Below are 20,944 nucleotides of genomic sequence, written 5' to 3'. Positions count from 1 at the left end.
GCCGATGCTTGAAGCGTAGCGGAAAGCGGTCGGCTGGAATGATAAGTTATGCATTGATTGTTACTTTGTTTCGGTTATCAACACGTTAGGATTTGCTGGGTCGTAAAAGAAATAGGTATAGAACTCAACCGGCTTGCCATTATCGAGTTTCGGTGAATACCCCTTATCAAGGATAAATTTCTTAGCCGCATCTACATATACTGGTGGAACAGACACATCAACTGGAGCTACGCCGCCAGATATTGGATCAGTGACGCGGGCAACCCGCACTGAACGAACAGACCCATTGACCTCCACCACAATACCAAAGATTACGCTATATAGTTTCTTGGCTTTTCCTGTAACGTAGCTCGGAGAATTGGACGACTTCGCTAGGACAGTACCGGCCAGAAGCATCGCAAGGATTCCCCAGAACTTTATCCAATTCGTCGTATTACGCCCCATTCGTGGCTCCATATTGGTTGACTGCATAACGTAAAAGTGAGGGGCGCGACGCCGATAGGCGGAGCGTCCCACTCGACTGCCGGGTTGGGCGGCTTATCGCTCGAAGAACCACTGCATGAACTCCTCGGCGACTTCCGGCGACAACTCCTGAACTGCCTCAGCAACAGCGACTTGGCCTTTTGATGCTGCAATGGCAGAGAGAGCACAAGACAACAAGGTGTCATCCCATTCGCGAGCGGAGGCAGCCGCAACTAAAGCTGGCAACCGTGACAATGCCTCAAAGTACGAGGGAGCAATATCTTCTGGAACGGGTACGCCTTTTTTCTTGCGGCATATCTCTACCCATGCGGGAAACTGAAAATAGGTGAAGTCCGCTTTCATGGGGGAAGACGCAAGCGCCTGTACCACATGCGGGACTGCTGCGAATGATGCTGAGTAAACATCGCCTTGATGAGCGAGAGCGCTCCACAAAGTGAACCAAGGTTCTTTGTCATCCGAGGAGTCTGGAACATCAGCTAGTTGCTCTAGCAAAGCTGGAATGTCGGAGGCGTGCCCGTAGGCATGCTGTAACTCAGACCAACGAGGACTTTCGAGACTAAGCAATGCGTTCTCCTTTTGACGCCCAACGATAAGGGTAACTTGACGGCAAAAGCGTAGCGACGATAGGAGCGTAGCTTTTGACGGTCAAGTTGACCCACTGGTTATGAGCGAATCTGGCACTCACCCTAATACCTTGCATTTAAACTCCTCAATGGCTGATTTATGTCGATCATTTAGATCAGGGATTGTCCAAATTGCCCATTGGCTAGCGTTGTTATACTTTGGTAACTCATCATGTATATCGATAATCATTGATGTAGAAGCCACAACTGCGGTTATACGACTTTTGTTTAGGTACCGTAAAAAATGATGCTGATGTCTCGCTAAAAACTCCATATTTACTGAGTGGAGCTTGTCAGCCGCTTCAGAAAACGTTCTCGCATTTAAAACTGTTTTTTCAGGTACTAAATCATCGATATTCATGGCTACTATACCAAACTCGAAAGAACGCTCTATTTGCGATACTGCATTTGATAAAACTTTAGATACGCCATTCTCTGATGTTATTTTTTTGCAGGGAACTGATATTTTCATGTCCCCAATATTTAATACAACGTCTGGTTCTTCTAAGTATGACTCAGGAATTGCCTTTTTTATTTTTTTCCAGACCTCCAGTTCCCACAGAATGCTTTTAGCATGTGAAGGTTCATGAATAAAAAAGTCTAGCCTTCCGTTTAATACGTCCTTTAGATACTTTGATTTTTGTTCTTCATTTTTTAACAGAGACAATACGCTCTCGATACGCTCTAAATGAAATGATTTAAAAAGCAACCTCATATCGACCATATTATTTATGGACTTTGAAACCTCTCTTGCGCTTACCATCAACTCCCAAAGCTCACTAGTAGGATTAATTTTTAACCCTGCTTCAGCGTATAACCGTTCAACATTGTCTGCTTTGTCCTCAAGCGTTTTGATATTGAACTTACTATTATTAAAGGTTTCTTGCATATGATTTAGAAAAAGTTACCTTTTGCTCATAACGCTAAACTCAGCGGACGGCGCCAATGAAGTTGCCGCGTCTAGCGCCGCAAATGTTCTCGACGTCCGCTGTAGTGCCTGGTTATGCAATTTTTCTGATTGATAGATTATTGTTTTGTACTTATCACTTGAAAAGAATTCGCAATATTTACTAGTTCCTTTTCGTATCTATCTTCCTGTAGTTCGATCATTTCAGTTATTTCTTTAGATCTAGTTCTATTAATTTCTTGTATAGTAAAATTATTTCCACCATAAACACTTTGCTCTATTGACTTGTCACGCGCCAAATATAGTTGTTCGACACTTCTATTCAATCTCTCTCTCTTGCTTTTGAAATTTCACTTTCAATTATAGTAGCTGTACTTTTTTTGGCTTCAGAGCTTTGTAGTTCTTTTTCAGACCATAAAAAACCAAAGGCACCACCGATGACAACTAGCATAAAATATAATACAATTAGTATGATACTGTGCTTTGGTGGAGTCTCAGATTTAATATATGTATTGACAGATATTGAACCAAAATAGATCATCATTGCTATGAGCCCTAGATATCCATATTAGATTAAATCAAATTGATTCAATTTTATCTCCTAAGCATAACGCCCAGCTAATGGGCGCGAAGCGGAGCGTCCCGTTGAGCGCCGTGTTATGTTTCGATTGATGTAAAGTCATCTATATTCTTGAATTTTATAATTTTGCCATTTTCAAACTTGAACACTACTTGCGAGCCACCTGTTATTACAGACCCTTCACAGGATTCAATTGCTTTTCCAGACAAATCGCATTTTTCAGTTAGATCATTCAGAGGGTAATCATAATCCCCACTGGCTTCTGGCTTAACGTAATGAGGGGTTTCATTTGACTCCCTCCAAAAAACTATTCCGTAGTCAAAATAGAGCCTATACCATTTGCCCGATATTTTTAGCCAGATTACGTTAGCAGCTTCTTCGAGTTTACCTTGATACCAATATTCCTGAGCTATGAGCTTTTCAATAACCTTTGTCTTTAAGTCAGGCCATTCACCATTGACTGACAACTCTTCAGGTTCCATATGCTCAAGAAACATAACGCCAAGTATAACTTGCCCCGAAAAGCGGAGCAGCGATAGCGGCGGAGCTTTTTGGGGTCAAGTTGATACGCTCGTTATAACTATAATTTGAAAGGTTGCCATTGCCCATTTTTTGTTTCTCTTGTTGCACCAACGCCTAAAGGCATTTCGTATAATTGATTAACGCTACAATCTATTAGCACTGCCTCGGAGAGAGCAATAATTTTTGCATGCTCAGATGTATGGTTATTACTACCACATAAAAATTGCCACATGCCATCTTCGGCGTCATGGGATACATATAGAATTGGTGCATTTTCATTTAGAACGTGACTACAAACCATACATGCCGTATTTTTTGGGTCAGAAAACTTATACTCTTCCTTGTTCTTGAATAGTTTGCTAAACATCGATTTCCTTAAAAGTTATAACGCTGAGCTAAGGGGCGCGTAGCAAAGCGCAGCGTCCCTTTGAGCGCCTTGTTATGCGAATTTACCTTTTTTCCGTTGCCCATTCTCGTAGCTTCTGTATTTTGGTTGATACATCAGTGGTGTTGTAGAAAGAAAAAGTGCCAGAGCAATTACCTACTAACCCGTTTGATTCTTTGCTAAGAAAAATTACATATTCCCAGCCGGGCCGGAGGCCCAACATGCAGTTTCCATTGGTGAGCGGTAATTCTTTTAAGAAATTTGGAGAAAACTTTTTTCCTTTAAATACTTCCTTTTCTTCGAATGAAACGCGGACATACTCATCATTAGCCATATCGATAATGTCAGAATCAGCATTTCCTAATTCACTCACATCCCTAAGTTCTGCGACAGTGATTTTTACATGCGCGACATAATCGGCCTTGATATATAGGCTTTGCTCGGTTTCACCACTTGCACATTTGCAGGCTAAGACAACTTGCGCCGGAAGGAAAGCCAAAATAAAAGCTACAAAGAGCGAGGGAAAAATATTAAACATCGCCCTGTAGGCTGTATGCATAACGACCAAGCTCACCCGACGAAAACCGCATCGCGGTTTTTGGTCGGGTGAAGCGCATTGTTAGCGGCTGACCTAACCCCCATGACTCGCTTTGTTTGACTGAATTTTGTCATAATCCTTTTGGAGATGCTCGGTGTGTTCCTCTTGTGACCAAAGATCTAATGCAGCCCTTCTTACATTTACTTCCGCTGGATTTTCAGTGGGTAATGGATACATTAAACCTTCTTTCACTTCATGCTGAGTTCCATAAATTTGAAGTTTACCCTGGCGTATTAAAACTCTATCTTGTAAATAGGCGAGGTACCATCCTTTGGCCTCACCTCTTTCAACTGCTGCCTTTAGTAAGTTAATACACTCCTCTTGAAACTCTGGCTCTAGGACTGCGTGTTGCACAATTAACCAAGTTGCTTCAGAGCCATCTTCTCCCACTTCGCTTTCCAGTGGCCAACCAAACTCTTCAATTATTTCTTTTATTCTTTTATTATTTTCTTCATGAACCAACCTCATTTCGGGGTGATACTCCTTGTCATCAAGCTCACCTCTCTCTACCAAGCTAGCGCGAGTAGAAATATCCTTCTCTCTCATAGCTAGCAATTCTGTTCGTAGTGTCTGATTCATATTTTTCTTGCCGCTAACGCCAGTGTAACGGGCCGGTTTGGAGCGCTAGCGGAAAACCGGTCACGTTGACGCAATCGTTATGCGCTGAAGCGACAGTTAGCATTAAAGCTGTCACAAAAAACCTCTACAAACCGCACGATCTCTGAGAGAGGACACCCATTCATTTTTTGGATTTTCAAGGCAATCAGCCATTGGCCAACTTGGCGCGGTCTCAATCAGATAAAGGAGTGACCACGCAAAACCGTAACAGCTGTCGGGCGGACCAAAAAGTGAAATAAGGTTTCTTGCTTCTTCATCCGACAACGGTTTCTCGATGGCTCGAAGCAAACCTTCTGCCTCGCGCAGATACCCCAACGAAGCCTCAGCCTCGGGTGGCAACGGTCCGAGATCAATGAGTTGCTGAATTTCGGGACGCATAACGTGGAGCTAAGGGGCGCGTAGCGAAGCGGAGCGTCCCTTTGAGCGCAGGGTTATGCATTTGTTTTCTTCGCACGATTTGCTGACACTTCAAGTTCAAGAATTTGGGTAATATTCCCTCGGCCGACGATACGTGCGCCTTCTCTAATTTCAAACTTCATGTTGGGATAAAGTTTCCCCCAATGTTCTGCAGGGCTGAGGAAACCCAAATAGGCCCTGACGGTATCACCAGGATTGACTTGATTGACATCAGGGTAAACATGCCTAGCATCCCAATCGTGCCCCTCATAATAAAACTGAGGTCGATAGTCGTTAAAGGCGGGAGTACTTCGCCCTCCTTCTTCGGGCTTAAGGAAGTAAATTTCGACCTCAATATCGTGCGGGATTCTCATCGCGTATCAGATGCATAACGCCAGCGTAACGGGCCGGTTTGGAGCGTTAGCGGAAAACCGGTCACGTTGACGCAATCGTTAGGCATTTTTGTACTCCTTTACCAATTCAAAAAATCTAATAACAGATGACCTATGCTGCTCTTCTGTAACATTACACGAATATCCTTCCCATTTGATATTTGTTGGCGATAAACCTATTTCGATTGCTAGGATCATGTTTTGCCAACCAGCAGTAGATTCATAAAAGCCGAATTTCTTTGCAACCCAGTCATGAAACCCCTGAAAATTGCTCAGAAAATCTATTAGGGTTGTTTCATTCTCAACCGCAAAGGTATACCCATCCAAAAATGAACGAACATTAGATAACTTGCACTCTCCCGTATACATTGCAGTACGCGTGCTTATTAGTTCTATCAGTTCGTAAATATTTTTCATGCGTAATTTGGTGCCTAACGACAAGCTAAGGGGCGCGCAGCGAAGCGGAGCGTCCCTTTGAGCGTTTGGTTAGGCCAATTTGGGAACGATTCGAGCGACCACATATGTTGAAAAATAAAGAATAAAAGTTGCCATAATTACAATTAGTACTGATTGAATTAACCTGGTAATTTCTTGCCTTTCGTAATCGTAGAATAGATATACATTTACTGTTTGATCAGTTTCTATCATCTCATTTTTTACCGGGTCCCGAGCGTGAACCACAATGGCTGGTGCTTTTGATTCAGAAACAGCTTTGTATATGGCCACTGCGTTATTGCCTACTGGATGCGCTAAGTCCTTGTGGAAAACGAGTCCTGCTTGAATGTTTAGAAACGCCACAGCTAACAGGCCAAGGATCAGTATTAAACTTCGAATTCGCTTCATCAGTTGCCTAACTATTGATTATCAAGCAAATCTGCCCGTATAAGTTGATATTAACCGCCTTTTCAGGCATTTTTGCCTGCGTATCCGGAAAAGTGGGCATGTTTGCCTTGATAACTTGCTATTAGCCGGTAAATCAGGCAATCCTGCCTGCGTATTATGTTGCCGCTGACTTTATCAGGTAGGTGTTTTATGTCAAGCACCAAATCGCCAGCCTTATTGGACGATGTGCGTCGGGTGATACGGCTGAAACATTATTCCTTGCATACCGAACGTAGCCCGGTGGGCACGATTTAGTGCCCACGCGGATTTAACGGTCAACGGTGGGCAAATTTGCCCACCCTACGTCTGCTAAAGGCACGTTACCGAACGATCAAAAATTTATAGTGCCGTCAGCAATTGGCCGATTCGTGATATTCCTAGCCTTGATTTTCGCTCAAAAGGGACATTCCCGCAGCACTGAAAGACTTGTACGCAACGCTCCGAGCAATTAACGCCAGACTCCGAGCCTTGCGGGCAACGCTAAAAGCCTTGCGCGCAAGGCAAAAAGAAACTTTCGCAGCGCTAAATGACTTGTACGCAACTCTCCGAGCAATTAACGCGAGACTCCAAGCCTTGCGGGCAACGCTAAAAACCCTGAGCGCAAGGCAAAAAGCAATTCTCGCAACACTAAAAACCTTGCTCGCAACTCTCCGAGCAATCAACGCAAGGCTCCGAGCCTTGCGGGCAACGCTAAAAGCCTTGCGTTCAAGGCAAAAAGCAACTCTCGCAACACTAAAAGACTTGCTCGCAACTCTCCGAGCAATAAACGCAAGGGTCCGAGACTTGCGGGCAATGCTAAAAGCCCTGCGCGCAAGGCAAATAGTGATTCCCGCAACACTAAAAACCTTGCACGCGACGCTCCGAACAGAAAAACATATGGCGAATGGTTAAACCGGCATATCGATCGTGATTTGCTAACGGGTTGTCGCGCGGATCGCCATCGTGACGACGGGATTCGGCGTATGCTCTTCGGAGAGCACGCCGGTCGGCAATTTGCCGGGTCGGTGGCACGGGCGCCAAGCGGACGGCTTTGCCAAGTCTTCGAACGGGTTGCGAAGTGCCGGGTTGAATATCCGGACTCGGCCATTCGGGGTTTGTGACCCGCTGTGTCGCAGCAGCAGATATCGTTTGGAAAAGGACTATTTCGACGGCGGTTACGGCCGTTTCGGCAAGTACTGTAAACCTTCGACGATCCGCTCCGACAAACCGGTGCGGCCGCGGCTTGAAATTTGTTAGTCAAAAGCATAAAGTAAGGAATCCTTACTTTATAGCTCGGAGGTTGCCATGCTTGCCAAAATGACCTCAAAAAACCAACTCACACTCCCCAAAAGCATTACCGCTGCCGTCGGCGCCGAGGAATACTTTGACGTGGAAACCCGCAACGGCCAGATCATCCTGACCCCAGTGCGTATTCAGCGCGGCGATGCGGTGCGCGCAAAATTAGCTGAGTTAAATCTCCAGGAACAAGATATTAACGATGCGGTGGTTTGGGCAAGACAGGCTGCCGATGCAACATCCACCCACGATAAATGAGCAGCACAACCCATGCGCCGCGTGTGGTCATCGACACCAATCTGGTGCTGTCTGCCTTGGTATTTGCCCAAAGCCGTTTGACACCCTTGCGCCAAGCCTGGAAAAGCCAGCAGATTCTTCCCTTGCTGTCCAAAATCACCGTAGCGGAATTGATCCGAGTACTAAATTATCCCAAATTTAAACTCAGTACCTCTGACCAACAGGAACTGCTGGCCGATTATTTGCCGTATTGCCAAACCATCGTCATCCCTGAACCGCCACCCGTTACACCCGAATGCCGCGATGCGTTTGATCTGCCTTTCCTGCAGCTCGCCATAGCCGGGCAAGCCGATGCTCTGATAACTGGCGACCAGGAGTTATTGACGATTTCCGAGCCCTTTATCTGCCCGATTCTGACGGCGGAACAATTCTTGCCAAGCCTTAACGCATGACGACCAATAACATCGTCGTCAAACTACGGAACCGATGCAACTATTGATCGCCGCACTTGCCGAGCATTTCGAGCCAATGGCATCGACGAATTGCAGGTATAAAGCCGTGCCCAACCGCAAACCCGATGGCTACCGGATGGTCAATCCGCGCATCTCAACCCGGTCGCTTCGAATATCGAATTCCCAAAATTCGTTGGGAATCCTTATTATGAGGGTGTCGTAAAAACCCCCTTGCGGGAGAGGGGTTGGGGCGAGGGGAAATGCAAGGTAAGGCATTGATTTCATCCCCCCTCACCCTGCCCTCTCCCGCGAGGATAGGGTTCTGTTTCGACTTTTACGACACCCTCCAATGAAAGTTACCGGACGGCCGCCACCCAATCCGGTGTCGGAACGCTGTCAATCTCGGCTAAAGCCGCACCTACGCCGCTGACTTTCATTTACCGGAGTGACGCCAGCGGTTTCATGATCCCTTGACTGCTTGAGTTAAATGAACTGCCGTTTTTTTCGGACTTAGGCATTCAATTCCGGAATACCGGCGGCCAGATGCTTGCGCAGCAAACCGATCTGTCTTTGCAATTCGTCTTCGGCGTCGCCGACGGTTTTGAAGGTTTGTATCAGCTTTTGTTCGTTCAGCGCATCGGGATAATTCGCATCGACAAAATCCAATATTTCCGCGTCCATTTCGGTCATGCTGTTAACGATCTCTTCCATCTTGTTCAATACCGCGCGCAATTCGTTCAAATCTTTTGCCATAAATACTCCTCCAGTTTTGTTAGTCTTCAATGATCGGCTTTTAGGCGGGATTGCTTAAAAGCCTGGTCAATCCGGCCAGCAAGGCCGAATTCCCGGTTGCCCCGCACCAGCGCGGGACTGTCGATGGCAGGCCGCGACTTGCGTACCTTTCGTCATCGAAAAACCTGTTTACGTCAAACAACCCGGTCGCGCCAAGCGTTCCCGATAGGCAATCGCACCACGCCTGCAATACAATATCCGCCCCGACCGTCCTGCCGGCGGCCGATATTTTGTTTATCCATTCAATCCGCAACCAGCATGAGCAAAGACATCCGCATTCAGCGCCTCAGCGGCGCGGCCTTGATTCAATACATTCCCGAACTGGCGCGGCTGCGCATCGAGGTGTTCCGCGACTTCCCCTACTTGTACGACGGCGATTACGAGTACGAGAAAAAATACCTGCAAACCTATATCGACTGCCCGGACAGCGTGATCGTGCTGGCCTTCGACGGCGAAGCCATCATCGGCGCCTCGACCGCGATCCCGTTGAAATACGAAACCGCCGAAGTCCAAAAGCCGTTCGTGGACCACCGTTACGATCCGGAGCAGGTGTTTTACTGCGGCGAATCGGTGTTGAACAAAGCCTATCGCGGCCTGGGCATCGGCGTTAAATTTTTCGAGCAACGCGAAGCCCATGCCGCCGATTTGGGCGGCTTCAGGCACATCACGTTCTGTTGCGTCGAGCGCCCCGCCGATCATCCGCGCCGGCCGGCCGACTATGTGCCGCTGGACGCCTTCTGGAACAAACGCGGTTATTTCAAGCATCCGGAACTGAAAACCACCTATACATGGAAAGATCTCGACGACGAGACCGAAACCCCCAAACCGATGACCTTTTGGTTGAGAGAAGACCGTGCCTAAAATCGCCAGCGCCCAATACGACATCAGTTTCCTGGAAACCTGGGAAAACTTCGCAGCCAAAACCCGCCGCTGGGTACAAGACGCGGCCGACAACAAAGCCGACATCCTGCTGTTCCCGGAATACGCCTGCATGGAACTGGCATCCTTGTTTCCGAAGGATGTTTATTCGTCCTTGAACGGCCAACTGGATGCATTGCAAACCCTGCTGCCGCCATACCTGGATTTGTTCAAAACCCTGGCCGCCGAGCACCGGGTGTATATCCAGGCCGGCACGTTTCCTGTCAAACACGAAAACGGCGAATTCCGCAATCACGCCTATTTCTTCACGCCGCAGGGCGACGTGGATTATCAGGAAAAGCTGACCATGACCCGTTTCGAGAACGAGCAATGGCATATCTCGCGCGGTCTGGACATCAAAGTGTTCGACACCGTATTCGGCAAGATCGCGATCAACATCTGCTACGACAGTGAATTTCCCCACTACGCCCGCCAACAAGCCGAACGCGGCGCCACGTTGATCTTGGTGCCCAGTTGCACCGACACCGAAGCCGGTTATTATCGGGTACGGATCGGCTGCCAGGCCCGCGCGCTGGAAAACCAATGCTACGTCGTGCAAGCCTCGCTGGTCGGCGACGCCGCCTGGTCCGAAGCGGTCGATGTCAATCGCGGCGCGGCAGCCATTTACACGCCGGTGGATCGCGGCTTTCCGAACAACGGCATTCTGGCGATCGGCGAGTACAACCAAGCCCAATGGGTATACGCCGACCTGGATCTAGCCGCCGTCGAAACCGTGCGCCGGGAAGGCCAGGTGTTTAACTACCGCGATTGGCCCAAGCAGTTCGATTGCCGGTAATGGCCGACAAGTCCCGTACGGTTGGCCTTAAGGCTCGGCCAACCGTCTTTAGAAACCCGTCCAACGAGAACCCGCGACTGCGTTAATCCCCGACCGTGTAATCCCTAGACTCCATCATATTTTCCAGCATGCCGAACAGGCGTTGCGGCGTAATCAAACACCCGGCCGCTCCCGGTCTGGGCATGATTTCCACCGTGACTTCCTCGCGCGCCAGCTTGTTCAAGGTCTGATAGGTAAAGAAATCGACCGATTCCACACCCGGCGCCAGATGCGCCCATTCACCGGCGACGGCATCGGCCGCGTAGCGCTTGTAAGGCCAAACCGGCAGCGTATTCCGGCCATCGAGCTCCCGAATCAAAGGCTGCGGCCCCTCCTTCAGCCCCCAGACTTCGTCGGTCTCGAAGATTCGATACAGAAAATATTCCAATCGTTCTTCGTCACTCATATCCGGAACGGCGGCGATTTCTTCGGGATGGGGATCGTAGCGCATGTCGAGGCCTATGCTGATGAATTTGACTACAGTTCAGCAAAAATCGCACCATACCCGGCGCGCGTCGTCGGCGGCGGATTTTCCCCAGCCAACGAGTTGCTCGGCCAATGCGTCGTCGGACAGGCTCACCCACATTTGTCGCAAACCCGACATTCCTTCATCCGACCGAAAGACCGCTTTGCCAACCTGTTAAAAGCGCCCACATCGCGCCGCGACTCGAAGACTGCCCGACTATACCGTTTCGGCCCAATCGGTCGATAATGTCGGCACTTAACCGAATAGACGAAAACTGATGGACAACTCGACAATCGCCAATCCCGCCAGCAAACCCGCCCTACCCGAACATTCGATGATCGTTTCGATGCTGCGCATAATCGTCCAACCGCTAACGACGATGGCCGGCATACACGCCAAATACGGCGATTTGGCGCTGGGAACGGTCTTCAAGAAGAAGATACTGTTCGTCCGCGCACCGGAATACATCGAGCAAATTTTTAATCTGGAAGGCAAGGGCTTGCTGAACCGCGACTTCATGTACGACGCCAAGCAAGCGCTGTTCGGCAACGGCCTGATTAACAGCGAATCCGAGGTCTGGAGCAAGCAACGCCGCCTGATGCAGCCGATGTTCACCAAGGATGCCGTCAAAACGTGGGAACAACTGATCGTCGCCGAAGCGGCCGCTACCGCCGAACGCGTGAAGCTCGCGGCGGGCGGCGACGTTGATTTAAGCGCCGAGCTCCGCGGTCTGATTCAGCGCATCTTTCTGCAAGTCCTGCTCGGCAAATCGGTGGACCAGCTCAGCAACGGCGCGCAACTGATCAACGTCATCGACGTACTCAGCCGGGAATTGCCGCTGCAACTGGGCGTACATCTGATCTTCGGCCAGCGGCTGAAGCGCTGGATACCGCTACGAAGCAAGAACTACCGCGCGGCGGTTGAGTATCTGAAAACCTTTCTCTACGCCGAAATCGAACAAAAACGCGCGAATCCAGGACAAGACCTGATTTCACTGTTGCTGCAAGCCCAGGACCGAAGCACCGGCTATACGATGCCGAACGACTTGCTGCGCGACGAATCGGTCACGCTGTTTTTTGCCGGCCAGGAAACCACGATCAACACGCTGTTATGGTTTTTTTATCTGACCGGCAAGCATCCGGCGGTGCGCGAAAAAATCGCCGCCGAAATCGCCAGCTTGCCGAACGAACCGCTCCAGGCCGGCCATCTGGCCCAACTGAGCTACACCAAGGCGGCCTTAAACGAAACCCTGCGCCTGTATCCGCCCACCTCGGCGCTGACCACGCAGGCGCTGGCGGACATCGAGCTTGGCGACTACGCCATCGCCAAGGACACCATCCTCCTGTTGACGATGCACGCCACCCACCACAATCCGCGCCTATGGCCTCGCCCCGACGAATTCGACCCGAACCGATTTCTGGACGATAGCGTTGCGCAACGCCACAAATTTGCGTTCTTTCCGTTCGGCGGCGGCCTGCACAATTGCATCGGCAAGCATTTCGCCGAACTGGAAATGTTGCTGATCATCGCCAGCTTCTTTCGGGCATTCCGCTTCGAAACCGACATTACCCTCAAGGAAGCCTTTAGCGTGACGCTGAAACCGGACGGACCGGTGGTGGGGCGAGTGTCGGCCGATTCGCCATCGGCCGGGCAGCGAAATCCAAACTCAGCACGGTAAGGATTGGCCGATCTGGGAGCCGCAAACCAAGTCGTCCGAATCTTACTGAGTTAACGGCTTCTGCGCTTCGATGCCGGCCCGTTCCGCGACGCAATCGCGGTTCGGCGCCACGGCCTCCTCGCTCAAATCGTCCAATTCGTCTTTCGCCTGACTCAAATCGTCCTGAAAATGACGATCGGCATGGAGCTTAGCGACCGTATACGCGCCCAGGTAGCGTCCCCATACAGTATCGCTATACCAATGTACGTTACAGACCACCCGACTTAATCCGAAAGCCTGGGCGCGGGCTAGAATCGCATCGGCCCGCGCGGGAACCAGTTCGGCCAAAATCAAGCCCCAAGCCATGCCGATGGCATTGTGTCCGGACGGATAGGAACCGCCGGCCTCCAGACGGGCGCGATCGTCCGGCGTGCAAAACCGGGCGTCGTTGACCATGAACGGCCGGGGACGTTTGTATCTATCCTTTGCCGCGCCGGTGGCCGCGCCCGCGTCCTGCTTGACCTTCTTCAACAGCTTCACCAAATGGGGGGTATGTTGCTCGTCCACCGGCACGCCCAGCGCGCAGGCATAGGCGCTCGCGGCATTCGGGAAACTCAGGTCGGCATCCTGTATCGCCAACGCCCAGGCAGGCGTATTTCGCAACGCAAAGCTTTTCTGGGCGTAGATCAAATCCAACGCAAAACTCGCCGACCCGTCCGCCGGCGGTAGCGGCAACAAACCCAAGCTGTCCGGGATCGCGTTGGTCGGCAAATAGCCACGGTCTCTATTGCCGCCGATTTCCGGCGGAATCGGCGTCGCGCCGGCATCCGCCAACACATCCTGCAACGCGCCGCTTAAGCACAAAACGGCAAACAGCCGTCCCCAAATTTGATAAGTTCTGTTCCGCATGGACTGACTCCCGGTCACCGAGTGGTGGGCTGATGAAGAATGCAACGACTGATTGCTCCGCATGCAGCATAGAAGACAATTCCCTGTTCGGCAAAATCGTCGGCTCTCGAACGGTAACCTTAACGGCGGGGCGCTTCGCGACGCGATGTCTTGAAGCAAGGCTGGCCCTGGAACCGCTTTCCAAACGACAGGGTAAACCCGACTCGCGGCGTTCGAGTCGGCGATCCGGCTGCGTGCTGTGCCCGCTATCGATGTCGCAGTTTGCCAACCCGATCGCGCGCGGTTGATTCGCAGGGGCTCACATCGAAAACGTACGTCACATGCATCAAGTCAATTCCTTCAGTCGTCTGACCGCCGTGCGCACGATCGTTTTCATCCCGACGCCACCATGACTCAGATGCGCGACGACTTGGCGGCGCAAACTGGGCGCCATGAACTCCCTCATGTGCGACACCAATCCCTGAACGGCCTCTTCTTCCGGATAGGCTTCGTAAAACCGGCCCACGTCGTTCAGATTGTTGAGTAGTTGCTCCAGCGTTTTCGTCGGCGCCGGCGCCGAAATCAACCGTTCGTAGATGCGATGTTGCATGGTTTTCTATCCTCCCGGCGTGTGCGACTACAAGTCTTTATATCAATTAAGATATATCGTTAGACGATTATACGCATACTCAGACCAACCGAACCAGAGAATACATTGGGATTCAGCCATTACATTTAGGAAATTTACTATTCGCAACGAGTAAAAAATAACCGAAACCCGACAGACTTCTGTCCGAGTTTTCAACAAATCGTCGGCTAAAAACAGGCTCACAACTGGAAACAATCAACAGTAAATAATTATTTTTTATATATTTTTATAGAATCCACCCACCTCCATGGACTAATAGGCGCCGCGTGAATCTCGGCAGCCGCGCTCAGCGGATCGATTTGCGAGTAAAACCGCCCATTCGTAGATGCGCGCGATCATACGATATATACTAAACGATATATCCATAAGCACATCCCACCTCGCTCCATGGATAAGCACCCACCCAGCCGGTCTCGCTCGTTTCGAATCCGGCGGGCAACGACCTATTTCGATCTACATAACCCGGACCTCAGTCCGGAAAACGCTTTGGAGAACACTCGATGACGCATCAATGCGGTAATTGCGGCTGCGGCGGCGATTTCGGCACGCCGGCAAAAATCTCGGACACGCTGGTGGAACTGGAAATCGATCTGGTCAAAATCAACGTGCCGCAAGGCACCTCTCTATTGCGCGCCGCCGCGATGGCCGGTATCGAAATTCCCAAGTTATGCGCGACCGAAAGCCTGGAACCATTCGGCTCCTGCCGCCTCTGCCTGGTCCAGGTCGAAGGCCGGCGCGGCTATCCGGCATCTTGCACCACGCCGGCCGAAGCCGGCATGGTGGTCAAGACTCAAACGCCGCAACTCGCCAACATTCGGCGCGGTGTGATGGAACTGTATATTTCCGACCACCCGCTGGATTGCCTGATGTGTCCGGCCAACGGCCACTGCGAATTGCAAACCATGGCCGGCCGGGTCGGCTTGCGCGAAGTGCGTTACGGCTACGAAGGCCACAACCATTTATCGCTGACCAAGGACGAATCCAACCCCTATTTCAGTTACGACCCGTCCAAATGCATCGTTTGCAACCGTTGCGTGCGTGCCTGCGAACAAATCCAGGGCACATTTGCATTGACGATAGACGGACGCGGTTTCGAATCGCGGGTATCGGCGGGACAAAATCAACCGTTTCTGGATTCGGAATGCGTATCCTGCGGCGCCTGCGTATTGTCCTGCCCGACCGCGACCTTGATGGAAAAGACGCTGATCGAACACGGCCAGACCGACGATCACATCGTCACGACTTGCGCTTATTGCGGCGTCGGCTGTTCGCTGGTCGCCGAGGTCAAGGGCGACCAGGTCGTCAACCTGTTTCCGAATAAGAACGGCCACGCCAACCACGGCCACGCCTGCGTCAAGGGCCGCTTCGCCTGGGGTTACGCCAATCATCCCGACCGGCTGACCAAGCCGATGATTCGCGAGAAAATCACCGATCCGTGGCGGGAGGCCAGTTGGGAACAGGCCATTCAGTTTGCGGCGGACAAATTCAAAGCCATCCAGGCCAAATACGGCAAAAACGCGATTGGCGGCCTGGTATCGTCCCGCTGTACCAACGAAGAGGATTATCTGGTACAGAAACTGGTGCGGGCAGCGTTCGGCAATAACAACGTCGACACTTGCGCGCGAGTGTGCCATTCGCCGACCGGTTATGGCTTGAGCGCGACCTTCGGTACCTCGGCCGGCACCCAGAGCTTCGATTCGGTGATGGATGCCGACGTGGTGATGCTGATCGGCGTCAACCCGACCGACGGCCATCCGGTGTTCGGCTCGCAATTGAAGCGCCGCCTGCGCCAAGGTGCCAAACTGGTTGTCGTCGATCCGCGCGAAATCAATCTGGTCGACTCCGCCCACATCAAGGCGGATTTCCATCTCAAACTGCGCCCCGGCACCAACGTGGCGATGGCGAATGCGCTGGCGCACGTTATTGTCGGCGAAGGTTTGTACGACGAAGCTTTTATCGACCAGCGTTGCGACAGCCAGGAATTCGCCAAATGGAAGGACTTCATTCTGGACCCGCGCCACTCGCCGGAAGAAACGGCGGCGATTACCGGCGTGCCCGCCGAACAGGTACGCAGCGCCGCGCGCTTGTTCGCCAGCGGCGGCAACGGCGCGATTTATTACGGTTTGGGCGTGACCGAACACAGCCAGGGCTCGACGATGGTCATCGCCATCGCCAACCTGGCGATGGCGACCGGCAACATCGGCCGGCCCGGCGTCGGCGTGAATCCGTTGCGCGGCCAAAACAATGTGCAAGGCTCCTGCGACATGGGCGCCTTCCCGCACGAATTGCCCGGCTACCGCCACGTCTCCAACGATGCGGCGCGCGCCACGTTCGAACAAGCCTGGGGCGTGGAACTGCAAAACGAACCCGGCCTGCGCATTCCGAACATGTTCGAAGCCGCGTTCGACGGCGCCTTCAAGGGTCTATATTGCCAGGGCGAAGACATCGCCCAATCCGACCCGAACACCCAACACGTCGAAGCCGCACTGCGGGCGATGGAATGCATCGTCGTGCAGGACTTGTTCCTGAACGAGACCGCCAAATTCGCTCACGTACTGTTGCCCGGCGCGTCGTTCCTGGAAAAGGACGGCACCTTCACCAATGCCGAACGGCGGATTTCCAGGGTACGCAAGGTCAAGGCGCCGCTGGGCGGATACGGCGATTGGGAAGCGACGATGATGCTGGCTAACGCGATGGGCTACCCGATGCACTACGATCATCCGTCGCAAATCATGGACGAGATCGCCGCGCTGACGCCGACTTTCAACGGCGTCAGCTACCAAAAATTGGAACAAATGGGCAGCATTCAGTGGCCCTGCAACGACAGTGCCCCCGACGGTACGCCGACGATGCACATCGACGGTTTCGTGCGCGGCAAGGGCCGCTTCATGACCACCGAATACGTCGCCACCGACGAAAAAGTCACCCGCCGTTTCCCGCTGATTTTGACCACCGGTCGGATTCTGTCGCAGTACAACGTCGGCGCCCAAACCCGGCGCACCAAGAATACCGCCTGGCATCCGGAAGACATCCTGGAAATCCATCCGCACGACGCCGAGGAACGCGGCATCGTCGACGGCGATTGGGTCGGCATCCAAAGCCGGGCCGGCGAAACGGTATTGCACGCCAAAGTCTCGAGCCGGGTGCAGCCCGGCGTGGTCTACACCACTTTCCACCACCCGTTTTCCGGCGCCAACGTCATCACCACCGACAACTCCGACTGGGCCACTAACTGCCCGGAATTCAAGGTCACCGCGGTGCAGGTCGTTAAAGTCGCGTTGCCTTCTGAATGGCAGCAACGCTATCTGCAATTTCGAACCGCGCAGGAAAACTTCTTGAAACGCCCCAAAGCGTCGGCCGACGGCTAAACCGTGCGAAGACCGGCGTTCGCCAGCGCTAAGCGTCGGCGCACCCACTTACCCAGGAGACAGACCATGACCGCATCCGACTTTGATTCAAAGTCGCCGGCACCCGCCGGCGAGTCGAACGCCGATTGCCATGCCGCCTCCGGCCCGATGGAGGTCGGTGACGAGGTGCGCTGGAAGCCGGCTTCCACCGGCCTGGAGTTTCCGGCCGTGCCGTTTCCGTCCCGGCGGGTTTTCGAAGTGGCCGGCGCAAGCCTGCTCAGAGCATTGGTCCGCCGCCATCACCAACGCTTGTTGAATACGCCGATCGGACATTTGTTTCCGAAAGATCCCGCGCGCTTCGCGGCCGGCGTCGAAAAAACCGCCGATTTCATCGTCGAAGCGACCGGCGGTCCGGCCTTGTTTACCGCCAACCACGGTCATACCTGCATGCGCTCCCGGCATTTTCCGTTTACGATAGACGAACTGGCCCGCGAGATTTGGCTGGCGCAACTGTTGTCGGCCTTCGACGACGTCGGTTTTCCGGACGAGGTTAGAGAGGAATACTGGAATTGGGTGGAATCGTTGTCGATACGCGTGATCAACCGGCGCACGATGCGCGCGGCGCCGCGCCGCATCCCACTGGCCGGCGCGGCCACCGAATTGGCCGACGCTCTGGCTTTGCAACGACGGGTCGCGGCCGTCGCCGTCTAACGGATTGGCCGTGAACACCGAACCGCTTTCGACGTCCGCCGATCAACAAGCCATGCGCTTCGGCCTATTCGCCAATTTCGAGAATCCGGGCGGCGGTTTCTGTGCCGAAGCCCTGCGGGAAAGCGTGCTGACGGTCCAGCATGCCGAACGCCTGGGATTCGCCGAAGCCTGGATCACCGAGCACCATTTCAACCCCTTCAGCGTCAGCGCGGCGATCTTTCCGCTTTTGAGCTATCTGGCGGCCGCCACCACGACGATCCGGCTCGGCAGCGCGGCGGTACTGCTGCCGATACGCGATATTTTGCAAGTTGCCGAAGACGCCGCCACCGTCGATGCGCTCTCCGGCGGCCGCTTGCTGTTAGGCGTCGCGCGCGGCGGACCGTTTCCGCTGCAATTTCAACATTTCGGCGTCGATCAGGCGACGAGCCGCGAGCGCTTGTTGGAGGGCGCGCTTTTGCTGGAGAAATTGCTGACCGAAGAGAACGTCGATTTCGACGGCCGTTATTACCGCTACCAACAAGTGTCGATCTACCCTCGCCCAAGGCAATCCCGAATTCCAATCTGGCTAGCCGCCCTGTCGCCGGAAAGTATCGCGCTGGCCGCCACGCGCGGTTACGGACTGATGGGGGCGTCGGCCGCACCGGTCGAAAAGCTACATACCGCGCTGGCGGCCTACCGCGCCCGCGCCGCGCGAACCGCGCCGCCCTTCGTACTGTCGCGTTACTTTTTTTGCGCCGAACATCGGCGCGCGGCGATCGACGCCGCCTTGCCCTTCGTCCGCGATTTCGCCCGCAACATGGGCGCGGCAATCCAACGCGCCGCGCAAAGCGGATCGGCGGAGCTGCCGTTCGGCGTCGAAGCCGAAGCGTTTGCCGAGGAACGCATCCTGGCGAACGCCATCGTCGGCGACGCCGAGGAATGTCTGGATAAAATCAGAGCCTTGCACGACGCGCTGGGTCCGCATACCTTGATCTTGAAACCCGCTTCCTACGATCCGCTCGCCAACCGCGCCGCATTGAGCTTGATCGCCGGGCATCTCGACCTGACCACGGTCTGATACGGCGAAGGCCGTCTATTGCTCGGTACCTGCGGCCCAGCAACTGACGCTCAAGGATTCTCCGCCATAAATCCGCTCAACACCCGGCGCAGCCAGGCCAAACAACTACTCCGTCATCCGCTTTAAGCGATCGAAGGCAGCGGCCATGTCCGCCGGCGCCACGTCGCCAATCGCCGCGCCACAAATTTTCGCCGGCCAACCAGAGATCCAAATTCGAGGCATCCGCCAGCGCCAGGGTCACGGCTTGATTCAGCTCATACAAACCCCAGCCGTAGCCGGCGTCGCGTAACGTCGACTGCAAGGCGTTTTGAATCAAACTTCGAAACTGACGATGCGGCTCGGAATAAGGTATTTCGGTAATCCGCCCTTTCGCCGCGTCGACGCAAGCCTTGCGGTCGTAGCAAGCATGGCCGCGGCAGGCCAAGGGCCGAACCGGATAAATCATGCACACGCCGCGTTCCAAAAACGGGCAGCGCCGACGCAAGGCCACCCGCCGGGCCTCGTCCAGACCGGCGGTTTCCGCATTGGCCTTGACCACCCGTTTCGCCAAATTCAATTCCCGGCCGCGCGCTTGACCGTGGCGAATAAAGCGTTCGATTAACAGCACTTCCGGTGCGGTCGCGGTGACCCGCAACGTGCAGCAGGTAGCGCAGCCCTTGTCGCAATCGACCGGCGGATAATCGCCGGCCTCGAACCCGACGTTGCCGTCGAAACTGGAAAACGCTTGGGTCAATATCGCGCCGATCAAATCGCCGCCGCGAAAGCGGGCCAGCGTCTCGGCAAAGGCTTGAGCCTGGGCCGCGTAAAAGCCTAAAGCGTCTTCAGTCCGCATGCCTGCTCCTTTACGGCGTCCATCGTCCGTCGCCTCAATCGCCCGGTTTCAGGCATGACGTGGTTTTAGCCGGGGTGTAGTCGAAAAACATCCCGGTCTTGAAACTCTCCGCCATGTGTTCGGCGCGAGCGATGGCTTGCTCGGCCGCCGCCGGCGGCAGTACTTCCCGGGCAACGGGCCGAAAATACGCCAGCCAAATATCGAAGTCTTCGATTTGTATGGGTAAGCGCGCATGCACCGGATACGGGCTGCCGTGGTAACGGTCGGTAGCCAGCAGGGTGCGCGACCAAAAGTTCTCGACGACTCGGTGATGGGCGTCCCAATCGTCAATGACGCCGTCAAAAATACCTTTCAGGCGCGAGTCGGCGCTGGCCCGCTCGTAAAACACCCGTACCAGATCGGCGATCTGGCTCTCGGTCGCGATTAAATCTTCGTTTTGCAT

27 protein-coding genes are annotated in these 20,944 nt (G+C 53.2%); 8 read left to right on the top strand and 19 right to left on the bottom strand.

The window, feature by feature from the left end; all coding sequences use genetic code 11:
- Positions 1–60: 60 nt before the first annotated feature.
- The 13 genes from BJL95_RS13030 to BJL95_RS12990 all read right to left on the bottom strand — a co-directional run bounded on the left by BJL95_RS13030 (position 61) and on the right by BJL95_RS12990 (position 6,347).
- Positions 61–444 carry a hypothetical protein gene (locus tag BJL95_RS13030; RefSeq protein WP_071158574.1) on the bottom strand — a complete coding sequence of 128 codons (384 nt, stop codon included), beginning with the start codon at positions 442–444 and terminating at the stop codon, positions 61–63.
- A 93-nt stretch (positions 445–537) separates the two neighbouring features.
- Positions 538–1,047, bottom strand: a complete 510-nt coding sequence (locus BJL95_RS13025; protein WP_071158573.1) for a hypothetical protein — start codon at positions 1,045–1,047, stop codon at positions 538–540.
- Positions 1,048–1,164: 117 nt separating this feature from the next.
- Complete coding sequence (locus BJL95_RS13020; RefSeq protein WP_071158571.1) at positions 1,165–1,995, bottom strand: hypothetical protein; 831 nt, start codon at positions 1,993–1,995, stop codon at positions 1,165–1,167.
- Between the two features lie 137 nt (positions 1,996–2,132).
- A complete protein-coding gene (locus tag BJL95_RS24700; protein ID WP_139306266.1) occupies positions 2,133–2,339 on the bottom strand; it encodes a hypothetical protein in 207 nt (68 codons plus the stop codon).
- Positions 2,336–2,557: a hypothetical protein gene (locus BJL95_RS24695; protein WP_139306265.1), complete on the bottom strand. Its 222-nt coding sequence runs from the start codon at positions 2,555–2,557 to the stop codon at positions 2,336–2,338. Before BJL95_RS24695 ends, BJL95_RS24700 begins: the two co-directional genes overlap by 4 nt.
- Positions 2,558–2,670: 113 nt before the next feature.
- The gene (locus BJL95_RS13015; protein WP_139306264.1) at positions 2,671–3,075 is read right to left on the bottom strand and encodes a hypothetical protein; all 405 of its coding nucleotides are present in this window, start codon (positions 3,073–3,075) and stop codon (positions 2,671–2,673) included.
- Positions 3,076–3,173: 98 nt separating this feature from the next.
- A complete protein-coding gene (locus tag BJL95_RS23965) occupies positions 3,174–3,482 on the bottom strand; it encodes a hypothetical protein (protein WP_083386012.1) in 309 nt (102 codons plus the stop codon).
- An 82-nt stretch (positions 3,483–3,564) separates the two neighbouring features.
- Positions 3,565–4,059 carry a hypothetical protein gene (locus tag BJL95_RS13010; RefSeq protein ID WP_071158567.1) on the bottom strand — a complete coding sequence of 165 codons (495 nt, stop codon included), beginning with the start codon at positions 4,057–4,059 and terminating at the stop codon, positions 3,565–3,567.
- A gap of 72 nt (positions 4,060–4,131) precedes the next feature.
- Positions 4,132–4,677 carry a DUF6624 domain-containing protein gene (locus BJL95_RS13005; protein ID WP_071158565.1) on the bottom strand — a complete coding sequence of 182 codons (546 nt, stop codon included), beginning with the start codon at positions 4,675–4,677 and terminating at the stop codon, positions 4,132–4,134.
- A 111-nt stretch (positions 4,678–4,788) separates the two neighbouring features.
- Positions 4,789–5,094 carry a hypothetical protein gene (locus BJL95_RS24690; protein WP_139306263.1) on the bottom strand — a complete coding sequence of 102 codons (306 nt, stop codon included), beginning with the start codon at positions 5,092–5,094 and terminating at the stop codon, positions 4,789–4,791.
- Between the two features lie 53 nt (positions 5,095–5,147).
- Entirely contained in the window at positions 5,148–5,486 is a 339-nt protein-coding gene (locus BJL95_RS23960; protein ID WP_083386009.1) for an elongation factor Tu, read from the bottom strand.
- 78 nt (positions 5,487–5,564) lie between these two features.
- A complete protein-coding gene (locus tag BJL95_RS12995) occupies positions 5,565–5,921 on the bottom strand; it encodes a hypothetical protein (protein ID WP_064022071.1) in 357 nt (118 codons plus the stop codon).
- A gap of 69 nt (positions 5,922–5,990) precedes the next feature.
- Positions 5,991–6,347 (bottom strand): hypothetical protein, encoded by a 357-nt coding sequence (locus BJL95_RS12990; protein ID WP_071158561.1) that lies wholly within the window; start codon positions 6,345–6,347, stop codon positions 5,991–5,993.
- Positions 6,348–7,670: 1,323 nt separating this feature from the next.
- On the opposite strand from BJL95_RS12990, the gene BJL95_RS12980 reads away from it, so the two are divergent.
- Positions 7,671–7,919, top strand: coding sequence for an AbrB/MazE/SpoVT family DNA-binding domain-containing protein (locus BJL95_RS12980; protein ID WP_064027234.1), 249 nt, complete (start codon positions 7,671–7,673; stop codon positions 7,917–7,919).
- Positions 7,916–8,350: a putative toxin-antitoxin system toxin component, PIN family gene (locus BJL95_RS12975; RefSeq protein WP_071158557.1), complete on the top strand. Its 435-nt coding sequence runs from the start codon at positions 7,916–7,918 to the stop codon at positions 8,348–8,350. Before BJL95_RS12980 ends, BJL95_RS12975 begins: the two co-directional genes overlap by 4 nt.
- Before the next feature lie 510 nt (positions 8,351–8,860).
- On the opposite strand, the gene BJL95_RS12970 is transcribed toward BJL95_RS12975, so the two are convergent.
- Positions 8,861–9,103, bottom strand: coding sequence for a hypothetical protein (locus BJL95_RS12970; protein ID WP_064026653.1), 243 nt, complete (start codon positions 9,101–9,103; stop codon positions 8,861–8,863).
- 297 nt (positions 9,104–9,400) lie between these two features.
- Between BJL95_RS12970 and BJL95_RS12965 the strand changes: the two genes are divergently transcribed.
- Both BJL95_RS12965 and BJL95_RS12960 read left to right on the top strand, forming a co-directional pair.
- Positions 9,401–10,003 carry a GNAT family N-acetyltransferase gene (locus BJL95_RS12965; RefSeq protein ID WP_071158553.1) on the top strand — a complete coding sequence of 201 codons (603 nt, stop codon included), beginning with the start codon at positions 9,401–9,403 and terminating at the stop codon, positions 10,001–10,003.
- Positions 9,996–10,856, top strand: coding sequence for a carbon-nitrogen hydrolase family protein (locus BJL95_RS12960; RefSeq protein WP_071158551.1), 861 nt, complete (start codon positions 9,996–9,998; stop codon positions 10,854–10,856). The genes BJL95_RS12965 and BJL95_RS12960 overlap by 8 nt, the downstream gene beginning before the upstream one ends.
- An 82-nt stretch (positions 10,857–10,938) precedes the next feature.
- Here the strand turns inward: BJL95_RS12960 and BJL95_RS12955 are convergent, their stop codons facing one another.
- Positions 10,939–11,346 (bottom strand): DUF2750 domain-containing protein, encoded by a 408-nt coding sequence (locus BJL95_RS12955; RefSeq protein WP_064026659.1) that lies wholly within the window; start codon positions 11,344–11,346, stop codon positions 10,939–10,941.
- A 292-nt stretch (positions 11,347–11,638) separates the two neighbouring features.
- Here BJL95_RS12955 and BJL95_RS12950 point away from each other — a divergent pair, with 292 nt between their 5' ends.
- Entirely contained in the window at positions 11,639–13,039 is a 1,401-nt protein-coding gene (locus BJL95_RS12950) for a cytochrome P450 (protein ID WP_071158549.1), read from the top strand.
- A gap of 42 nt (positions 13,040–13,081) precedes the next feature.
- Here BJL95_RS12950 and BJL95_RS12945 read toward each other — a convergent pair whose 3' ends face one another.
- Entirely contained in the window at positions 13,082–13,927 is an 846-nt protein-coding gene (locus BJL95_RS12945) for a phosphatase PAP2 family protein (RefSeq protein ID WP_071158547.1), read from the bottom strand.
- Positions 13,928–14,252: 325 nt separating this feature from the next.
- Positions 14,253–14,516 (bottom strand): formate dehydrogenase subunit delta, encoded by a 264-nt coding sequence (locus tag BJL95_RS12940; protein ID WP_064026665.1) that lies wholly within the window; start codon positions 14,514–14,516, stop codon positions 14,253–14,255.
- Between the two features lie 539 nt (positions 14,517–15,055).
- Here BJL95_RS12940 and fdhF point away from each other — a divergent pair.
- From fdhF to BJL95_RS12925, 3 genes are all read left to right on the top strand, one after another.
- Positions 15,056–17,923, top strand: a complete 2,868-nt coding sequence (gene fdhF / locus BJL95_RS12935) for a formate dehydrogenase subunit alpha (RefSeq protein ID WP_071158545.1) — start codon at positions 15,056–15,058, stop codon at positions 17,921–17,923.
- A gap of 66 nt (positions 17,924–17,989) precedes the next feature.
- On the top strand, positions 17,990–18,613 hold the full coding sequence (locus BJL95_RS12930) for a hypothetical protein (RefSeq protein ID WP_071158543.1): 624 nt from the start codon (positions 17,990–17,992) through the stop codon (positions 18,611–18,613).
- A 10-nt stretch (positions 18,614–18,623) separates the two neighbouring features.
- Positions 18,624–19,670, top strand: a complete 1,047-nt coding sequence (locus BJL95_RS12925) for an LLM class flavin-dependent oxidoreductase (RefSeq protein ID WP_139306261.1) — start codon at positions 18,624–18,626, stop codon at positions 19,668–19,670.
- A 76-nt stretch (positions 19,671–19,746) separates the two neighbouring features.
- Here the strand turns inward: BJL95_RS12925 and BJL95_RS12920 are convergent, their stop codons facing one another.
- Both BJL95_RS12920 and BJL95_RS12915 read right to left on the bottom strand, forming a co-directional pair.
- Entirely contained in the window at positions 19,747–20,502 is a 756-nt protein-coding gene (locus tag BJL95_RS12920) for a YkgJ family cysteine cluster protein (RefSeq protein WP_139306260.1), read from the bottom strand.
- 34 nt (positions 20,503–20,536) lie between these two features.
- Entirely contained in the window at positions 20,537–20,944 is a 408-nt protein-coding gene (locus tag BJL95_RS12915) for a group III truncated hemoglobin (protein WP_064025871.1), read from the bottom strand.

The organism is Methylomonas sp. LWB (assembly GCF_001856095.1).
Lineage (GTDB): Bacteria > Pseudomonadota > Gammaproteobacteria > Methylococcales > Methylomonadaceae > Methylomonas > Methylomonas koyamae_A.
Note: the sequence above shows the minus strand (reverse complement) of the source record. Positions and strands in the feature narration are given on the sequence as shown.

Bases quoted from the DNA above. Each gene is read 5' to 3' on its own strand.
- BJL95_RS23965 (WP_083386012.1), bottom strand. From the start codon at position 3,482: ATGTTTAGCAAACTATTCAAGAACAAGGAAGAGTATAAGTTTTCTGAC.
- BJL95_RS12945 (WP_071158547.1), bottom strand. From the start codon at position 13,927: ATGCGGAACAGAACTTATCAAATTTGGGGACGGCTGTTTGCCGTTTTG.
- BJL95_RS13030 (WP_071158574.1), bottom strand. From the start codon at position 444: ATGGGGCGTAATACGACGAATTGGATAAAGTTCTGGGGAATCCTTGCG.
- BJL95_RS12915 (WP_064025871.1), bottom strand. From the start codon at position 20,944: ATGCAAAACGAAGATTTAATCGCGACCGAGAGCCAGATCGCCGATCTG.
- BJL95_RS12990 (WP_071158561.1), bottom strand. From the start codon at position 6,347: ATGAAGCGAATTCGAAGTTTAATACTGATCCTTGGCCTGTTAGCTGTG.
- fdhF (WP_071158545.1), top strand. From the start codon at position 15,056: ATGACGCATCAATGCGGTAATTGCGGCTGCGGCGGCGATTTCGGCACG.
- BJL95_RS24695 (WP_139306265.1), bottom strand. From the start codon at position 2,557: ATGATGATCTATTTTGGTTCAATATCTGTCAATACATATATTAAATCT.
- BJL95_RS12975 (WP_071158557.1), top strand. From the start codon at position 7,916: ATGAGCAGCACAACCCATGCGCCGCGTGTGGTCATCGACACCAATCTG.
- BJL95_RS12940 (WP_064026665.1), bottom strand. From the start codon at position 14,516: ATGCAACATCGCATCTACGAACGGTTGATTTCGGCGCCGGCGCCGACG.
- BJL95_RS13015 (WP_139306264.1), bottom strand. From the start codon at position 3,075: ATGGAACCTGAAGAGTTGTCAGTCAATGGTGAATGGCCTGACTTAAAG.
- BJL95_RS12955 (WP_064026659.1), bottom strand. From the start codon at position 11,346: ATGCGCTACGATCCCCATCCCGAAGAAATCGCCGCCGTTCCGGATATG.
- BJL95_RS24690 (WP_139306263.1), bottom strand. From the start codon at position 5,094: ATGCGTCCCGAAATTCAGCAACTCATTGATCTCGGACCGTTGCCACCC.
- BJL95_RS12995 (WP_064022071.1), bottom strand. From the start codon at position 5,921: ATGAAAAATATTTACGAACTGATAGAACTAATAAGCACGCGTACTGCA.
- BJL95_RS13020 (WP_071158571.1), bottom strand. From the start codon at position 1,995: ATGCAAGAAACCTTTAATAATAGTAAGTTCAATATCAAAACGCTTGAG.
- BJL95_RS12930 (WP_071158543.1), top strand. From the start codon at position 17,990: ATGACCGCATCCGACTTTGATTCAAAGTCGCCGGCACCCGCCGGCGAG.
- BJL95_RS12950 (WP_071158549.1), top strand. From the start codon at position 11,639: ATGGACAACTCGACAATCGCCAATCCCGCCAGCAAACCCGCCCTACCC.
- BJL95_RS12920 (WP_139306260.1), bottom strand. From the start codon at position 20,502: ATGCGGACTGAAGACGCTTTAGGCTTTTACGCGGCCCAGGCTCAAGCC.
- BJL95_RS12965 (WP_071158553.1), top strand. From the start codon at position 9,401: ATGAGCAAAGACATCCGCATTCAGCGCCTCAGCGGCGCGGCCTTGATT.
- BJL95_RS13010 (WP_071158567.1), bottom strand. From the start codon at position 4,059: ATGCATACAGCCTACAGGGCGATGTTTAATATTTTTCCCTCGCTCTTT.
- BJL95_RS13005 (WP_071158565.1), bottom strand. From the start codon at position 4,677: ATGAATCAGACACTACGAACAGAATTGCTAGCTATGAGAGAGAAGGAT.
- BJL95_RS12970 (WP_064026653.1), bottom strand. From the start codon at position 9,103: ATGGCAAAAGATTTGAACGAATTGCGCGCGGTATTGAACAAGATGGAA.
- BJL95_RS12980 (WP_064027234.1), top strand. From the start codon at position 7,671: ATGCTTGCCAAAATGACCTCAAAAAACCAACTCACACTCCCCAAAAGC.
- BJL95_RS23960 (WP_083386009.1), bottom strand. From the start codon at position 5,486: ATGAGAATCCCGCACGATATTGAGGTCGAAATTTACTTCCTTAAGCCC.